The 16,219-nt window shown below is 72.0% G+C and carries 11 protein-coding genes; 6 read left to right on the top strand and 5 right to left on the bottom strand.

What is annotated here, in order from left to right:
• Positions 1–30: 30 nt before the first annotated feature.
• The gene (gene ppdK, locus GTY47_RS38260; RefSeq protein WP_010042169.1) at positions 31–2,724 is read right to left on the bottom strand and encodes a pyruvate, phosphate dikinase; all 2,694 of its coding nucleotides are present in this window, start codon (positions 2,722–2,724) and stop codon (positions 31–33) included.
• Between the two features lie 459 nt (positions 2,725–3,183).
• Positions 3,184–4,410 carry an ROK family protein gene (locus GTY47_RS38255; protein WP_010042167.1) on the bottom strand — a complete coding sequence of 409 codons (1,227 nt, stop codon included), beginning with the start codon at positions 4,408–4,410 and terminating at the stop codon, positions 3,184–3,186.
• A gap of 120 nt (positions 4,411–4,530) precedes the next feature.
• Here GTY47_RS38255 and GTY47_RS38250 point away from each other — a divergent pair, with 120 nt between their 5' ends.
• The 3 genes from GTY47_RS38250 (at position 4,531) to GTY47_RS38240 (ending at position 9,869) form a co-directional block, all read left to right on the top strand.
• A complete protein-coding gene (locus tag GTY47_RS38250; RefSeq protein ID WP_050810263.1) occupies positions 4,531–5,997 on the top strand; it encodes a hypothetical protein in 1,467 nt (488 codons plus the stop codon).
• Positions 5,994–7,931, top strand: a complete 1,938-nt coding sequence (locus GTY47_RS38245; RefSeq protein ID WP_010042163.1) for a glycogen debranching N-terminal domain-containing protein — start codon at positions 5,994–5,996, stop codon at positions 7,929–7,931. The genes GTY47_RS38250 and GTY47_RS38245 overlap by 4 nt, the downstream gene beginning before the upstream one ends.
• A gap of 153 nt (positions 7,932–8,084) precedes the next feature.
• Entirely contained in the window at positions 8,085–9,869 is a 1,785-nt protein-coding gene (locus GTY47_RS38240) for a sulfatase-like hydrolase/transferase (RefSeq protein ID WP_010042161.1), read from the top strand.
• Here GTY47_RS38240 and dusB read toward each other — a convergent pair whose 3' ends face one another.
• Positions 9,870–11,000, bottom strand: a complete 1,131-nt coding sequence (dusB, locus tag GTY47_RS38235) for a tRNA dihydrouridine synthase DusB (protein WP_010042159.1) — start codon at positions 10,998–11,000, stop codon at positions 9,870–9,872.
• Positions 11,001–11,078: 78 nt separating this feature from the next.
• On the opposite strand from dusB, the gene GTY47_RS38230 reads away from it, so the two are divergent.
• Entirely contained in the window at positions 11,079–12,530 is a 1,452-nt protein-coding gene (locus GTY47_RS38230; protein WP_010042156.1) for an MFS transporter, read from the top strand.
• Here the strand turns inward: GTY47_RS38230 and GTY47_RS38225 are convergent.
• Positions 12,527–13,468, bottom strand: coding sequence for a helix-turn-helix domain-containing protein (locus tag GTY47_RS38225; RefSeq protein ID WP_010042155.1), 942 nt, complete (start codon positions 13,466–13,468; stop codon positions 12,527–12,529). The two genes, GTY47_RS38230 and GTY47_RS38225, sit on opposite strands and share 4 nt — an antisense overlap.
• A 101-nt stretch (positions 13,469–13,569) precedes the next feature.
• On the opposite strand from GTY47_RS38225, the gene GTY47_RS38220 reads away from it, so the two are divergent.
• Both GTY47_RS38220 and GTY47_RS38215 read left to right on the top strand, forming a co-directional pair.
• Positions 13,570–15,003: an MFS transporter gene (locus tag GTY47_RS38220; RefSeq protein ID WP_010042154.1), complete on the top strand. Its 1,434-nt coding sequence runs from the start codon at positions 13,570–13,572 to the stop codon at positions 15,001–15,003.
• 116 nt (positions 15,004–15,119) lie between these two features.
• Positions 15,120–15,326, top strand: coding sequence for a hypothetical protein (locus tag GTY47_RS38215; protein ID WP_010042152.1), 207 nt, complete (start codon positions 15,120–15,122; stop codon positions 15,324–15,326).
• 31 nt (positions 15,327–15,357) lie between these two features.
• Here the strand turns inward: GTY47_RS38215 and GTY47_RS38210 are convergent, their stop codons facing one another.
• Positions 15,358–16,215: a GNAT family N-acetyltransferase gene (locus GTY47_RS38210; protein WP_029181335.1), complete on the bottom strand. Its 858-nt coding sequence runs from the start codon at positions 16,213–16,215 to the stop codon at positions 15,358–15,360.
• Positions 16,216–16,219 lie beyond the last annotated feature (4 nt).

Here is a 16,219-nt window from a genome sequence, read left to right as displayed (position 1 = left end):
ACAGCGAGGTGGCCCCGCACGGGCCACGGTCTACCGGTGGTCGCTGCCCTGCGACTGGACCGCCGCCCGGCCCGCCTCCAGCCGGGCCACCGGGATGCGGAACGGGGAGCAGGAGACGTAGTCGAGTCCCACCTCGTGGAAGAAGTGGACCGACTCCGGGTCGCCGCCGTGCTCGCCGCAGACGCCGAGCTTGAGGTCGGGGCGGGTCTCACGGCCGGCCTTGGCGGCGAGCTTCACCAGGGAGCCGACGCCGTCCTTGTCGATCGTCTCGAACGGCGAGACGCCGAAGATGCCCTTCTCCAGGTACGCGGTGAAGAAGCTGGCCTCCACGTCGTCACGGGAGAAGCCCCACACCGTCTGGGTGAGGTCGTTCGTGCCGAAGGAGAAGAACTGGGCGGCCTCGGCGATCTGGCCGGCGGTCAGGGCGGCGCGCGGCAGCTCGATCATCGTGCCGATGGACAGCTTGAGCTGCGTGCCCGAGGCCGCCTCCACCTCGGCGATGACCTTGTCGGCCTCCTCGCGCACGATCTCCAGCTCCTGCACCGTGCCGACGAGCGGGATCATGATCTCGGCGCGCGGATCGCCCTTGGCGGCCTTGCGCTCGGCGGCGGCCTCGGCGATCGCCCGGACCTGCATGGTGAACAGGCCGGGGATGACGAGGCCCAGGCGCACGCCGCGCAGACCCAGCATCGGGTTCTGCTCGTGCAGCCGGTGCACGGCCTGGAGGAGGCGCAGTTCGTTCTCGTGCGGCTCCTGGCGGGACTCGGCGAGCGCGACCCGCACCGACAGTTCGGTGATGTCGGGCAGGAACTCGTGCAGCGGCGGGTCCAGGAGGCGGACGGTGACCGGGAGGCCGTCCATCGACTCGAAGAGCTGCACGAAGTCCTGCTTCTGGAGCGGCAGCAGTTCCTTCAGGGACTCCTCGCGCTCGGCCTGGGTGTCGGCCAGGATCAGCCGCTCCACCAGCTCGCGCCGGTCGCCGAGGAACATGTGCTCGGTGCGGCACAGGCCGATGCCCTGGGCGCCGAAGCGGCGGGCGCGCAGCGCGTCCTCGGCGTTGTCGGCGTTGGCCCGCACCCGCAGGCGGCGCTTGCGGTCGGCGAACGCCATGATGCGGTGGACCGCCTCGACCAGCTCGTCGGCGTCCTCGGCACCGGCGTGCATCCGGCCCTCGAAGTACTCCACGACCGGGGACGGCACGACCGGTACCTCACCGAGGTACACCTTGCCCGTCGAGCCGTCGATGGAGACGACGTCGCCCTCCTCGACGACGTGCCCGCCCGGCACGGTCATCCGGCGGCGCTTGGTGTCGACCTCCAGCTCCTCGGCGCCGCAGACACAGGTCTTGCCCATGCCGCGCGCGACGACGGCGGCGTGGGAGGTCTTGCCGCCGCGCGAGGTCAGGATGCCCTCGGCGGCGATCATGCCGTCCAGGTCGTCGGGGTTGGTCTCACGGCGGATCAGGATGACCTTCTCGCCCGACCGCGACCACTTGACCGCCGTGTAGGAGTCGAACACCGCCTTGCCGACCGCCGCGCCCGGCGAGGCCGCGATGCCCCGGCCGACCGTCTCGACCTTGGCGCTCTCGTCGAAGCGCGGGAACATCAGCTGCGCGAGCTGGGCGCCGTTGACGCGGGTGAGCGCCTCGGCCTCGTCGATCAGGCCCTGGTCCACCAGCTGGGTCGCGATCCGGAAGGCCGCGCCCGCCGTGCGCTTGCCGACCCGGGTCTGGAGCATCCACAGCACACCGCGCTCGATCGTGAACTCGATGTCGCAGAGATCCTTGTAGTGGTTCTCCAGCGTCTCCATGATCTGCATCAGCTGGTCGTACGACTTCTTGTCGATCTGCTCCAGCTCCGCGAGCGGCACGGTGTTGCGGATGCCCGCGACCACGTCCTCGCCCTGCGCGTTCTGGAGGTAGTCGCCGTAGACGCCCTGGTGGCCGGAGGCGGGGTCCCGGGTGAACGCCACGCCCGTGCCGGAGTCGGGGCCGAGGTTGCCGAAGACCATCGAGCAGACGTTGACGGCCGTGCCGAGGTCGTGCGGGATGCGCTCCTGGCGGCGGTAGAGCTTGGCGCGGTCGGTGTTCCAGGAGTCGAAGACCGCGTGGATGGCGAGGTCCATCTGCTCGCGCGGGTCCTGCGGGAAGTCCCGGCCGGCCTCGGTCTTGACGATCTTCTTGAACTTGGTGACCAGCTTCTTGAGGTCGGCCGCCTCGAGCTCGGTGTCGACCGTGACCTTCTTGGCCGCCTTGGCCGCCTCCAGCGCGTCCTCGAAGAGCTCGCCGTCGACGCCGAGGACGGTCTTGCCGAACATCTGGATGAGGCGGCGGTAGGAGTCCCAGGCGAAGCGGTCGTCGCCGGCCTGCTTGGCCAGGCCCTGCACCGACTTGTCGGACAGGCCGATGTTGAGGACGGTGTCCATCATGCCCGGCATGGAGAACTTGGCGCCCGAGCGCACCGACACCAGCAGCGGGTCGTCGGCCTGGCCGAGCTTCTTGCCCATGCGCTGCTCCAGCGCGTCGAGGTGCGCACTCACCTCGTCACGCAGTGCCGCCGGCTCCTCGCCGCTTTCCAGGTAGACCTTGCACGCCTCGGTGGTGATCGTGAAGCCGGGCGGGACGGGAAGGCCCAGGTTCGTCATCTCGGCGAGGTTCGCGCCCTTGCCACCGAGGAGGTCCTTGAGGTCCTTGTTGCCCTCGGTGAAGTCGTAAACGAACTTCACGCCCTCAACACTCTTACCGTGCTCAGCTACGTGGGGATCTTTGTTTTCCGACACGGGTCTCGACTCCTCGAGGACGCGGTGGCTGCCCTGACGGCGAGGAACATACCCAGATCAAAGGCGTCTGGGTACGTCCACTCGCGCGTCATACGCCTGTAACCACTCGTCCGCCAGCGGATCGAAAGTCAAGGCTCGGCAAGCGATCACAGCCGTATGTTTTCACTTCTTGAACGCAGGAACCTCCATTGAGCCCGCTGAGCGCTCAAACGAGCGGGGTTCGGCACGCTTGATTTCGCTCGATGAACGATCAAAGGGTGGCACTCAGTGCCACCCTTTGGAGAAGTGCAGCCGCTCAAGATCCGCTCATCTGAGCGCAACCCTTATCAAGGGTGGCGAGAATCACGTTGCCACAGCCGACCGGATTTCACCATGCGGACGCGTCTCGGGGCTGAAATGTCCCGGTCACACCCCGAGCGCGCGCAGCCGCTCCTCGACCCGCTCGGGGGCGTAGAGGTGCTCCACGACCATCGCCCCGGCCCCGACCAGCCCGGACCGCTCGCCGAGCCGCGCCGTCACGACGTCCAGGTGGGCGGTGGAGCGGGGCAGCGCCCGCTGGTAGAGCAGTTCGCGCACGCCCGTGAGGAAGGGGGTTCCGGCCAGATCCCCGGCGATCATCAGCACCCCGGGGTTGAGCAGGGTCACCACGGTCGCGAGTACGTCCCCCACCCGGCGCCCGGCCTCCCGGGCGAGGCCGACCGCCTCGGGATGCCCGGACGCCAGCAGGTCCCGCACGTCCGAGCCGGACGCCGCCGGCACCCCGGCCTCGGCCAGCCGCCGCGCCACCGCGCCACCGCTCGCGATGGCGGCCAGACAGCCGTAGGAGCCGCACCGGCACAGCGTCTGGGCGCCCTCCGGCACCCGGATGTGCCCGATGTCCCCGGCGCCCCCGTCGATGCCCCGGAAGACCGCGCCGTCCACCACGACCCCGGCACCGATGCCGGTGGAGACCTTGACCAGCACGAAGGCGGAGCAGTCGGGATAGCCGGTGCGCTGTTCGCCGTACGCCATGAGGTTGGCGTCGTTGTCCACCAGCACCGGCACCGCGGCGGCGCCCGTGTGCTCGGTGAGCGCCCGGGCCAGCCGGCTCCTTATGTCGTAGCCGTCCCAGCCGGGCATGATCGGCGGCTGGACGACGCGGCCGGTCTCGGTGTCGACCGGGCCGGGCACGGCGAGCCCTACGCCGCACACCGACTCGGCCCCGCGGCCGGTCTTCTCCAGCAACTCGCCGAACCAGCGGCCGAGTTCTCCCAGCACGACGTCCGGCCCGTCCTCGACGACGAGGGTGCCGGAGTGCTCGGCGAGGATCTCGCCGCTCAGCGACAGCACGGCCGCCCGCGCGTGCCGGGTGTCGAGGTCGGAGGCCAGGACCACCGCGTGCTCGTCGTCGAACTCCAGGGTGATGGAGGGGCGCCCGCCCAGCGGGGAGTCCACCGGCCCCCCGGCGCCCTCGCGCAGCCAGCCCGCGCGGAAGAGCCGGTCGAGCCGCTGCCCGACGGTGGCCCGGGACAGTCCGGTCGCCTGCTGGAGCGCACCCCGGGTCACGGCGCGACGACTGCGCACCAGTTCGAGCAGTTCGCCGGCACTCGCCTGGCCGGTACCTCGTCCCGTTCTGACGGGCCGTCCGGTCATGCACACCCCCTTGTGTTTCTCAACCTTGCCTTACATAGTGGGTTTTGCGTGTTAAATAGACGTAACCCCACGGTAGCCGCAGCCGAACCGGCCGGCCGGACGTCTTCCGGAGAGCCCCGAGTGGACAGCACCGCCCAACGCGCCCCTCGTCCCACGGGACGAACCGTTGCATACGATCCGTCCAGTACCGCGTCACCGCTGCACGTCAGGGCCGCCGCCGTGCTGGAGGCCGGCTGGACGGGCACGTCCACGGTGCCCTCGCGCGGTCTGTATCCGCACCAGTGGTCATGGGACTCGGCGTTCATCGCGATCGGCCTGAGACACCTGTCGCCGTTACGGGCGCAGACGGAACTGGAGACGCTGCTGGCGGCCCAGTGGGCCGACGGGCGCATCCCGCACATCGTCTTCAACCCCTCCGTCCCGCTCGACGCGTACTTCCCGAGCCCCGACTTCTGGCGCTCCTCGACCGCGGGGCGCGCCGCGGGCGCCCCGCGCACCGTACAGACCTCAGGGATCGTGCAGCCACCGGTCCACGCGCTGGCCGCGTGGCTGGTGCACCTCGCCGACCCCGGTCTGTCCCGGGCGCGCGGCTTCCTCACCCGGGTGTATCCCCGGCTCGCGGCCTGGCACCGGTACCTGCTGCACCGGCGCGACCTGGGCGGGGGCGGGCTGGTGTCCGTCGTGCACCCCTGGGAACAGGGTATGGACAACAGCCCCTGCTGGGACCGTCCGCTCTCCCGGGTCACTCCGGCCCCGGCCCGCTCCTTCCGCCGCGCCGACCTCGCCCACGGCTCCCCCGAGGACCGGCCGACGGACCTGGACTACGGGCGGTACGTGCGACTGGCGGCCGACTACCGGGACCGTGGATACGCCGACGGTGGAATCGGGGGTGCGGCCCGCAGGGCCTCGGTTGAGGGCGGTGGTGGGAGACGGGCGGGCGATTTCGCCGTGGAGGACCCGGCGTTCAACGCCCTGCTCATCGCCTCCGAGTACGCCCTGGCCCGGATCGCCCACGAGCTGGGCGCTGCGGCCTCGGCCCGGCAGGACCGCGCCGAGCGCCTCACCGCCGCCCTGGTGGAGCGGCTGTGGGAGCCGTCGGCGGGGATGTTCCTGTGCCGGGACGTGTGCGCCGGGGAGCTGATCCCCGAGCGCGGTGTCTCCGGGCTCGTACCGCTGCTGCTGCCGAGCCTGCCGCGCGACCTGGCGGCCACCCTGGTGCGCACCCTGAGCGGCCCGCATTTCGGGCTCGGCGGCACGACCCGGCTGGTGCCCAGCTACGACCTGCTCGGCGAGGCCTTCGACCCGCACCGCTACTGGCGCGGCCCGGCCTGGTTCAACACCAGCTGGCTGCTGGAGCGCGGGCTGCGGCTGCACGGCGAGCGCGGCCGGGCCGACGCCCTGCGCAGGGGGATCCTGCACACCGCGGGCGCCTCCGACTTCGCGGAGTACGTGGACCCGTACACCGCACAGGCCTGCGGCGCCACCGGCTTCGGCTGGACCGCCGCGCTCACGCTCGACCTGCTGCACGACCGGCCCGCACGGGACAGGAACGGCGTCACGGCGATCAAGGGAGAGGACCGGGCATGACGGACCGGCATCATCTGCTCGTGCACGGCGGGACGTTCGCCGCCGTCGGCGACCGCGGCGACATCAGCGGCTACCGGGGCGGCAGCGCCCCGGACGGAATGTTCGTACGGGACGCGCGGCATCTGAGCCGGTGGCAGCTCACCGTCGACGGAGCCGTGCCGGACACGCTGACGCCGGTGGCCGACGGGGACACCGCGCGCTGCGTGCTCGTCCCGCGCGGCGGCCGCAGCGAGCCGCCCGCGTACACGCTCTTCCGCGAACAGGCCGTCGGGGACGCCTCGTTCGTCGAGTCGCTGCGAGTCACCAGCAACCGCCCGGTGCCGACGACGGTCCGCCTCGCGGTCACCGCCGACGCCGACTTCACCGACCAGTTCGAGCTGCGCGCCGACCAGCGCACCTACACGAAGGCCGGTGCCGTCCGCTCCCGCCAGGTCCTCCGGCACGGCGTGGAGTTCAGCTACCGGCGCGGCGAGTGGCGGTCCGTCACGACCGTGACGGCCGAGCCCCAGCCGGACGCCGTGGAGGAGACCGGCACCGGCGCCCGCCGCCTGGTGTGGAACCTGGACCTCGAACCGCACGGCACGGCCGAGCTGGTCCTGCGGGTCATGGCCCGCCCGCACGGCGACAAGCGCGCCCTGCGCGTGCCCCGCTCCCCCGCCGCCCTCCAGCAGCAACTCCTCGCCCGGGAAGGCCGGTTCATGGAGGGCGTGGCCCTGCCGGCCGGCTGGCCGGAGCTGTCCGCTGCCTGCACCCGGGGTCTCGCCGACCTGGCCGCGCTCCAGGTCCCGGCGACGGGCCCGGACGGGGAGGAACTGCGCGTCCCGGCCGCCGGTGCCCCCTGGTTCCTGACCCTGCTGGGCCGGGACGCGCTGCTGACCTCGCTGTTCGCCCTGCCCTACCGGCCCCGGCTGGCCGCCGCCACCCTGCCCGCGCTCGCCGCGACCCAGGCCACGGACGCCGGTGCCAGCGAGGTCGCCCAGCCCGGGAAGATCGTGCACGAGGTGCGGCACGGCGAACTGGCGCACTTCGGCCAGGTCCCCTACGGCCGCTACTACGGCTCGGTCGACGCCACGCCCCTGTTCCTCGTCCTGCTCGGCGCGTACACCGAGCAGACCGGCGACACCGGCCTGGCCCGCCGTCTGGAGCCGCATGCCCGGGCGGCGGTCGGCTGGATGCTCGACCACGGCGGCCTGACCTCGCGCGGCTACCTCGTGTACCGCGCCGACCGGGGCGGCCTCGCCAACCAGAACTGGAAGGACTCCCCCGGCGCCATCTGCTCCGCCGAAGGCACCCGCCCCAACGGCCCGGTGACGGCCGCGGGCGCCCAGGGCTACGCGTACGACGCGCTGCGCCGCACGGCGTGGCTCGCGCGCACGGTCTGGCAGGACGGGACGTACGCGGACCTGCTGGAGCAGGCGGCCGGTGACCTGCGCGACCGTTTCCAGCGGGACTTCTGGATGCCGGAGCACTCCTTCCCGGCACTCGCGCTCGACGGCCGGGGCGGACAGGTCGACGCGCTCGCCTCCGACGCCGGGCATCTGCTGTGGTCGGGCCTGCTGGACAAGGAGTACGGCGAGCAGGTCGGCCGACGCCTGCTGGAGCCGGACTTCTTCTCCGGCTGGGGCGTGCGCACCCTGGCCGCCGGCCAGCCCGCCTACCACCCGCTCTCCTACCACCGCGGCTCGGTCTGGCCGCACGACAACGCGCTGATCGCGCTGGGCCTGGCCCGCTACGGGCTGCACGACGAGGCCCGCGCGATCGCCCGCGGCCTGGTCGACGCGGCGAGCGCGACCGGCCACCGGCTGCCGGAGGTCCTCGCGGGCTACGGCCGCGACACCCACCCCGAGCCGGTGCCGTACCCGCACGCGTGCGTACGTGAATCCCGGTCGGCGTCGGCCCCGTTGGCCCTGCTCACGGCGGTCGGCGGCGCCTGAGGGCCAGTTGGCCGGGCGTTTGCCCGGTGTTTGCCGAGCGCTGGCCCGGTGGGCTGAACGCGCCTGCCGGGCGCCCCGTACGGAACTGCGGCGGACCCGTACCCCCACGCGGGTCCGCCACCCCACCGGGTTTCGTACGGGAAGGACCTCCGGGTGCCTGTCTTCACACGCTTCCGCCAGCCGTCGCAGCCGGGCAGCTCGGAGGACGAACCCGAGACGCAGCAGGAGGTCATCCCAGAGGAAGGGGGGACTCCCGCCCCCGGCTCCCGCCTCACCCCCCTCCGCACCTGGCGCACCCGTCACCCCCGGGCCGCCCGTGCCCTCCGCCTGACCACCACCGCCCTCGCCGCCGTCCTGGTCCTCGGGGCGCTGCTCCTGCCCAACACCCTGCCCGCCGTCGAGCCGGAGCGCTTCGCGCGGATCCCGGCGGAGGCGGTCGTCGGAGCCGTCGTGATGCTGGTGCTGCCGCGCCGGGCCCGGCTGGCGGCGGCGGTGCTGTACGGGCTCGGTCTGGCCGCGCTGACCACGGTGAACCTGCTCGACATGGGGTTCAACGAGTACCTGGGCCGGGGCTTCAACGCCGCGCTGGACTGGGACCTGCTCCCGGATGCCCGGGCGTACGTCGAGGACACGCTGGGCGCCGGCGTCGCGACCGCCGCCGCCGTCGGCGCGGTCGTGCTCGTCCTGCTCGTGGCGGCCGTCATGGTCGCGGCGACGATCCGGCTCGGCGACGTACTGGCCCGCCACCGGATCCGGGCGACCAAGGGCGCCCTGCTCGCCGGCACCGTCTGGGTCACCTGCTCCGCCCTCGGCCTGACGCTGTTCGGCGGCCCGATCGCCTCCGAGCGCGGTGCCGGGGCCCTCCGGGTGCACGCGCAGCGGACGGTGGAGTCGCTGCGGGACGAGGCGGCGTTCGTGCGGCAGTCGAAGGCGGACACCTTCGGCAACACCCCGCCCGGTCAGCTCCTGCCCGACCTGCGCGGCAAGGACGTGATCTTCACGTTCATCGAGAGCTACGGCCGCAGCGCCGTCGAGGACCCGATCATGGCACCCGGCGTCGACCGCACCCTCGACACGAGCACCGAGGCCCTGGCGAAGGCCGGCTTCCACGCCCGCAGCGGCTGGCTGACCTCGGCGACCTACGGCGGCAGCAGCTGGCTCGGCCACTCCACGACCATGTCCGGCCTGTGGATCGACAACCAGCGCCGCTACCGCACGGTCACCGCGGGCGACCACCTCACCCTCACCAAGGCGTTCCAGAAGACCGGCGCCTGGGACACGGTCGGTGTGATGCCGGGCGTGCAGAAGGGCTGGCCGGAGGAGAAGTGGTACGGCCTCGACAAGCTCTACGACGCCTTCGACCTGGGCTACCGGGGCCCGAAGTTCAGCTGGTCGACGATGCCCGACCAGTACGCGCTGGAGGCGTTCCAGCGCCAGGTGCACGGCGAGAAGCGCGACAAGCCGCTGATGTCGTTCGTCATCCTGACCTCCAGCCACCAGCCCTGGGCGCCCATCCCGAAGACGGTCGGCTGGGACGAACTGGGCGACGGCTCGGTCTTCGACGCCATCCAGAAGTCCGGCGAGAAGGCCGCCGACGTCATCACCGACACCACCAGGTCCCGGCAGGAGTACGGCAAGTCCATCCAGTACTCGGTCACCAGCCTCACCCAGTGGCTGGAGCGCTACGGCACCGACGACACCGTCCTGGTCTTCCTCGGTGACCACCAGCCCATCGCCCGGGTCAGCGGCAACCGCGCCAGCCGGGACGTGCCGGTGTCGATCGTCGCGAAGGACCCGAAGGTCCTCGACCAGGTCGCGGACTGGAACTGGACGGAAGGCCTCAAGCCGGACCGCGACGCCCCCGTCTGGAAGATGAGCGCGTTCCGCGACCGCTTCCTCAGGGCGTTCGGCTCCACACCGCACCCCTCGGCCGGCTGATCAGCCGCCGGAGGTGTCCAGCTCCGCGTCCTCGCTGATGCCCGCGCAGTCGTACGGGTCCTTGAGCCAGCCGTCCGGCAGCACCACCCGGTTGTTGCCGGACGTACGGCCCCGGGGCCCGTCGGCGCCGACGGGCCAGGGCTGGTCGAGGTCCAGCTCGTCGAGACCGGCCCGCAGCTCTTCGAGCGACGAGGTGATCGCGAGCCGCTTGCGCATCTCGGAGCCGACCGCGAAGCCCTTCAGGTACCAGGCGACGTGCTTGCGGAAGTCGATCACGCCCCGCGACTCGTCCCCGATCCACTCGCCGAGCAGCGTGGCGTGCCGGACCATGACGTCGGCGACTTCCCGGAGGGTGGGCCTGCGGTAGTCCTCACGGCCCTCGAAGGCGGCCACCAGGTCCGCGAACAGCCAGGGCCGCCCGAGACATCCGCGCCCCACGACCACTCCGTCGCAGCCGGTCTCCCGGACCATCCGCAGGGCGTCCTCGGCCGACCAGATGTCGCCGTTGCCGAGCACGGGGATCTCCGGCACGTGCTCCTTCAGGCGGGCGATGGCGTCCCAGTCGGCGGTGCCGCCGTAGTGCTGGGCGGCCGTGCGGCCGTGCAGGGCGATGGCGGTGACGCCCTCCTCGACGGCGATCCGGCCCGCGTCGAGGTAGGTGATGTGGTCGTCGTCGATGCCCTTGCGCATCTTCATCGTCACGGGCAGCTCGCCGGCGCCGCTGACCGCCTCGCGCAGGATGGCACGCAGCAGATGCCGCTTGTACGGGAGCGCGGACCCGCCGCCCTTCCGGGTCACCTTGGGCACCGGGCAGCCGAAGTTCAGGTCGATGTGGTCGGCGAGGTCCTCCTCCGCGATCATGCGGACGGCCTTGCCGACGGTCGCCGGGTCCACTCCGTACAGCTGGATGGACCGGGGGCGCTCACTCGCGTCGAAGTGAATGAGCTGCATCGTCTTCTCGTTGCGCTCGACCAGCGCCCTGGTGGTGATCATCTCGCTGACGAACAGGCCCTTGCCGCCGCTGAACTCTCTGCACAGGGTGCGGAAGGGCGCGTTGGTGATCCCGGCCATGGGAGCCAGGACGACGGGCGGCTGGACGGTGTGCGGGCCGATCCGGAGGGGCGTGGACATGCCTCCATTGTGCCGTGCAATGAAAAGGCAAAATTCATTAGTTAGCCACACTATCGAAATCGGCGTACGATGGAGCCCATGCCCGAGCTCAGCCCCCGCCGCCGCATGCTGGTGCTCGCGATCTGCTGCATGAGCCTGCTGATCGTGAGCCTGGACAACACGGTCCTGAACGTGGCCCTGCCGTCGATGCAGCAGGACCTGCACGCGAGTACGTCGGGCCTGCAGTGGACCATCGACGCGTACACCCTGGTCCTGGCCTCGCTGCTGATGCTCGCGGGCTCCACGGCCGACCGGATCGGCCGCAAGCGCGTCTTCATGGCGGGCCTGATCGTCTTCACCCTCGGCTCGGTGCTGTGCTCCCTCGCGCCGAACCTTCAGGCGCTGGTCGCCTTCCGGATGGTGCAGGCGGTGGGCGGCTCGATGCTGAACCCGGTCGCCATGTCGATCATCACCAACACCTTCACCGACCCGCGCGAGCGGGCCCGCGCGATCGGCGCGTGGGGCGCGGTCGTCGGCATCTCGATGGCCGCCGGCCCGCTGGTCGGGGGGCTCCTGGTCGAGTCGGTCGGCTGGCGCTCGATCTTCTGGATCAACCTGCCCGTCGGGCTCGCCGCCCTCCTGCTCACCCTGCGCTTCGTCCCCGAGTCCCGCGCACCGAGGGCCCGCCGCCCGGACCCGGTCGGGCAGCTCCTGGTGATCGCGCTGTTCGGCACGCTCACGTACGCGATCATCGAGGCGCCGAGCACGCCGTTCGCCTCCATCGCCCCGGCGGCCGTCGTCGCCCTGGCCGCGCTGATCGGCCTGCTGTGGTACGAACCACGGCGCGCGCAGCCGCTGATCGACCTGCGCTTCTTCCGCTCGGCGCCGTTCAGCGGGGCGACGGTGATCGCGGTCAGCGCGTTCGCCGCGCTCGGCGGCTTCCTGTTCCTGTCCACGCTGTACCTGCAGAACGTCCGCGGTCTGAACGCCCTGGAGGCGGGCCTGTGGATGCTGCCGATGGCGGCCCCGACGTTCCTGTGCGCCCCGCTCTCCGGCCGCCTGGTCGGCAGCCGGGGCCCGCGTCTGCCGCTGTTGGTCGCGGGCTGCGCGATGACGGTCAGCGGCCTGCTCTTCGCCGCGTTCGAGGCCGAGACCTCCGACACCACCCTCTTCGCTGGGTACGTCCTGTTCGGCATCGGCTTCGGTTTCGTCAACGCGCCGATCACCAACACGGCGGTCTCCGGCATGCCACGCGCCCAGGCGGGCGTCGCCGCGGCCGTCGCCTCCACGAGCCGCCAGCTCGGCCAGACGCTCGGCGTCGCGGTGGTGGGCGCGGTGCTCGCCTCCGGCGTGGGCGCGTCCTCGTACCGCGAGGTGTTCGTGCCGGCCGCGCGGCCGGGCTGGTGGATCATCGCGGCGTGCGGTCTCGCGGTGCTGGTGCTGGGGGCGGTGAGCAGTGGGCGCTGGGCTCGGGGGACTGCCGAGCGGACGGCTGAAAGGCTGGAGGCGGCGGAGGTGCGGGATGTGGTGGCAGCCGCGGAGCGTGCCTAGCTGCGGGTGAGTCGTGGCTGGTCGTGCGGTTCCCCGCGCCCCTGAAGGTCGGATTCTCTGCTCAGCGCCATGGCTTGCAGCCTCTCCAGGCGCTCTCGCGAGTCCTGGTCGGCCGGGACGTAGGTGACGATCCGCGGGCCCGTCCCCGGTGTCAGCCAGAAGTCCGTGTGGTCGACGGTGATGCGGCCGACGTGGCGGTTGCGGAACTCCTTGCGTTTGGTGCGGTGGGCGACGACCTCGTGGCGGTCCCAGGCCGTGCGGAAGGCGGGCGACTCCGTGCGCAGTCGCTTCAGGAGCATCGTCCAGGCGGGCTCGGCGAGATGACCGGCCATCGCGGCCCGGAAGCGCGCGGCCATCAGCCGCTGCGTCTCCTCCAGGTGCACGATCGACGACTGCCACTCGGCGTGCGTGTAGGAAAGGACCATGCAGTTGCGGTCCTCGGGCGGCACCGCGTCCAGGTCGCACAGCAGCAGCCCGTACGTGCGGTTGTGGGCGAGGATGTCGTACCGGCTGTTCTGGAGGCACGCCGGGAACGGCTCGACCTGCTCCAGCACCGCCCGCATCGCAGGCGTGACCGACGGGCACGTGGTCGCCGGCGTCGGGTCGGCGGCCCCGGCCAGCCGGAAGAGGTGGGCGCGCTCGCTCGGGTCGAGCAGCAGCGCGCGGGCCAGCGCGTCGAGGACCTGCACGGAGACCTGGATGTCCCGGGCCTGCTCCAGCCACGTGTACCAGGTGACGCCCACGGCGGAGAGCTGGGCGACCTCCTCGCGGCGCAGACCCGGCGTACGGCGCCGGCGGCCGCGGGGCAGGCCGACCTGCTCGGGGGCGATCCGCTCCCGGCGGCTGCGCAGGAACGCCGCCAGCTCGTGCCGCCGGACGTCCGCGTCGCCGGACGCCTCGGGCGGATGGGCCGCTGTCTCCTGTGCCATGGTCGTCATACCCTTCAGCCTGCCGCTGCCCGGACCCTGTTTCCAGGTGGCGCTGCTACCAGGATAAGAACACTCTGGTACCAGCCTGAGCGCCGCCGCAGGCTGATGACGTGACCACGGAATCCCTCACCTCACGTCCCGTCCGCTCCCCCGCCGCTCCGGCTCCCGTGCTCGGCGGGCTCGGACTGTTCACAGTGCTGCTGGCCGCGGCACTGCCGCTCATCGACTTCTTCATCGTGAACGTCGCCCTGCCCACCATCGGCGCCGACCTCGCCGCGAGCGAGTCGGTCCTCGAACTCGTCGTCGCCGGGTACGGGGTGTCGTACGCCGTGCTGCTGGTCCTCGGCGGACGGCTCGGTGACCTGTTCGGCCGGCGGCGGCTGTTCCTCGTCGGCATGGCGGCCTTCGGGCTGACCTCGCTGGCGTGCGGACTGGCGCCCGGCGCCTGGTCGCTGGTCGCGGCCCGGGTCGCGCAGGGCGCGTCGGCCGCCGCGATGCTGCCGCAGGTGCTGGCCACCATCCAGGCGACCACGACGGGCCCGCGGCGGGCGAAGGCCATGGGCCTGTACGGCGCCACCGCGGGGCTGTCCATGGTGGCCGGGCAGATCCTCGGCGGGGTCCTGGTGGCCGCCGACATCGCGGGGACCGGCTGGCGCTCGGTGTTCCTCGTCAACGTGCCGGTCGTCCTCGCCGGGCTGGTCCTGGCCGTCCGCGCGGTCCCCGAGACCCGGTCCACGCGGCCGGAGCCGGTCGACGTCCCGGGCACGGTCCTCCTGGCGGCCTCGCTCCTGACGCTGCTGGTGCCGCTCACCGAGGGCCGGGCGGCGGGCTGGCCGCTGTGGACATGGCTGTCGCTGGCGGCGTTCCCGTTCGCGGCGGCGGCGTTCTACGTGGTCGAGCGGCGGGCCGACCGCGAGGGCCGTACGCCGCTGGTCCCGCCGAGCCTGTTCGCGCTCACCTCCCTGCGCCGCGGACTGCTGCTGGTGCTGCCCTTCTCCATCGGCTTCAGCGGCTTCATGTTCGTGATCGCCGTGGCGCTGCAGCAGGGCGCCGGGCTCGACCCGGTCGCCGCGGGCCTGGCGCTCGCGCCGCTGGCGGTGGTGTTCTTCGTCTTCTCGCTGCTGGGCCCGCGGCTGGTCGCCCGGTACGGCACGCGGGTGGTGACGGCGGGCGCCGCGCTCCAGGGTCTGGGCCTGGCGCTGATGGCACTGGCCGCCTGGCGCTTCTGGCCGCACCTCGGCTTCGTCGAGCTGCTCCCGGGGGCGGCGGTCGCCGGCGCGGGCCAGGCGCTGCAACTCCCCGTCGTCTACCGGGTCATCCTCTCCGAGGTGCCGGCCGCCCGCGCCGGTGTCGGCAGCGGAGTGATGATCACCACTCAGCAGTCGGCACTGGCACTCGGGGTGGCGACCCTGGGCACGCTGTTCCTGTCCCTGGTCCCGGGGATGGGCATGCGGGACGCCCTGGTCACGACGTTGCTGGTGCAGCTCGGCGGAGTGGTGCTGACCGGCGCGCTGAGTCTCCGGCTGCCGCGCACGATCGTTTGAGGTGTCTCACGGCCTGATAACTCGCGTCCGGGAAAACCCTGTTGATGTTGGTCTTGCAGCACACTCCTTGCTGCGAGCGGACCGGATCCGCCGGATTCCTGGACGCGGGAGGCGTCATGGCGCAGATCGACACCAGCAAGGTCAGCCGCTGGGACCAGCACGGCCGCGAGCACGTGGTGCGGGTGCGGCGCACCGGCGTGCAGCGCACGATCAGATGCGACACCTGCGGCTGGCGCAGAGGCGCCCAGTTCCTGCCCTGGCTGAAGGCCGAGGAGCACCTGGCGGAGGCCCACCAGGCGACGGTGGACCCGACGGCGGCGTGAGCGACCGGACGGGTCCGGTACCGAAGAGCCCCTAGTAGAGGATCGAGGGCAGGTACGCCCCGTCGGGCTGGTTGTACAGGCCGATGGTCATCAGGCTCATCAGCTGCACGATCTTGAGGCCGTTGGCCAGGCACCACCTCAGCAGCACGCTGTCGCTCGTGGGGACGAGGATGCCCGGGCCGGCGAACTGCGGGGCGGCGGCGATCAGGGCCTGGAGGTCCGGGGTCGTCTCGCCGACGGCGTGCGCGAAGAAGGCGAGGTCGGTGGCGTACCCGGTGACGCGTCCCGCGCGCTCGACGACCCGGGCGGTGCCCTGTTTGAGCCCGTCGGCGACCTCGCCACCACGGTCGACGCCGTGGACCTGCCGGCACACCTCGTTGCAGGCGCCGAGGTCCGCGTCCGTGGCCTCCCGCACCGTGTAGCCGGGCATCTCACGCCCGATCGGCGGGCCCTGCACGCAGGCCATCGTGGCCCGGTGGACGAAGCCCAGGCTCATGTACAGCGAGAACGACCTGTTGTGGTAGCCGCTCTGCAACAGCCGGATGCCCGGCGCCCCGCGTTCGTCGGCCCGCTCCATCACGTCCCGCATCAGGCGGCGGCCCACGCCCGCGTTCTGCACGCCGGGGTCGACGGTGATGGGCCCGACCCCGACGACGGTCGAGCGTTCGTCGAGGAAGTTGCTGCCCACGATCCGCCCGTCGAGCTCGGCGACGACACTGTAGAAGCCCGGATGCGTCAGGGCTCCCTCGATCACCGCGACCCCCACGTCGGGGCTCGGGAAGTCGGGTGGGAAAGCGTGCTCCTCGGCGATGCCGGCGAAGGCCTCGTAGCAGATCCTTCCGCACTCCGCGGCATCGTCCGCGGTGCCCGGGCGCAGTATGAGATCCACGATC

Source organism: Streptomyces sp. SID5464 (genome assembly GCF_009862985.1).
GTDB lineage: Bacteria > Actinomycetota > Actinomycetes > Streptomycetales > Streptomycetaceae > Streptomyces > Streptomyces chartreusis_D.
Note: the sequence above shows the minus strand (reverse complement) of the source record. Positions and strands in the feature narration are given on the sequence as shown.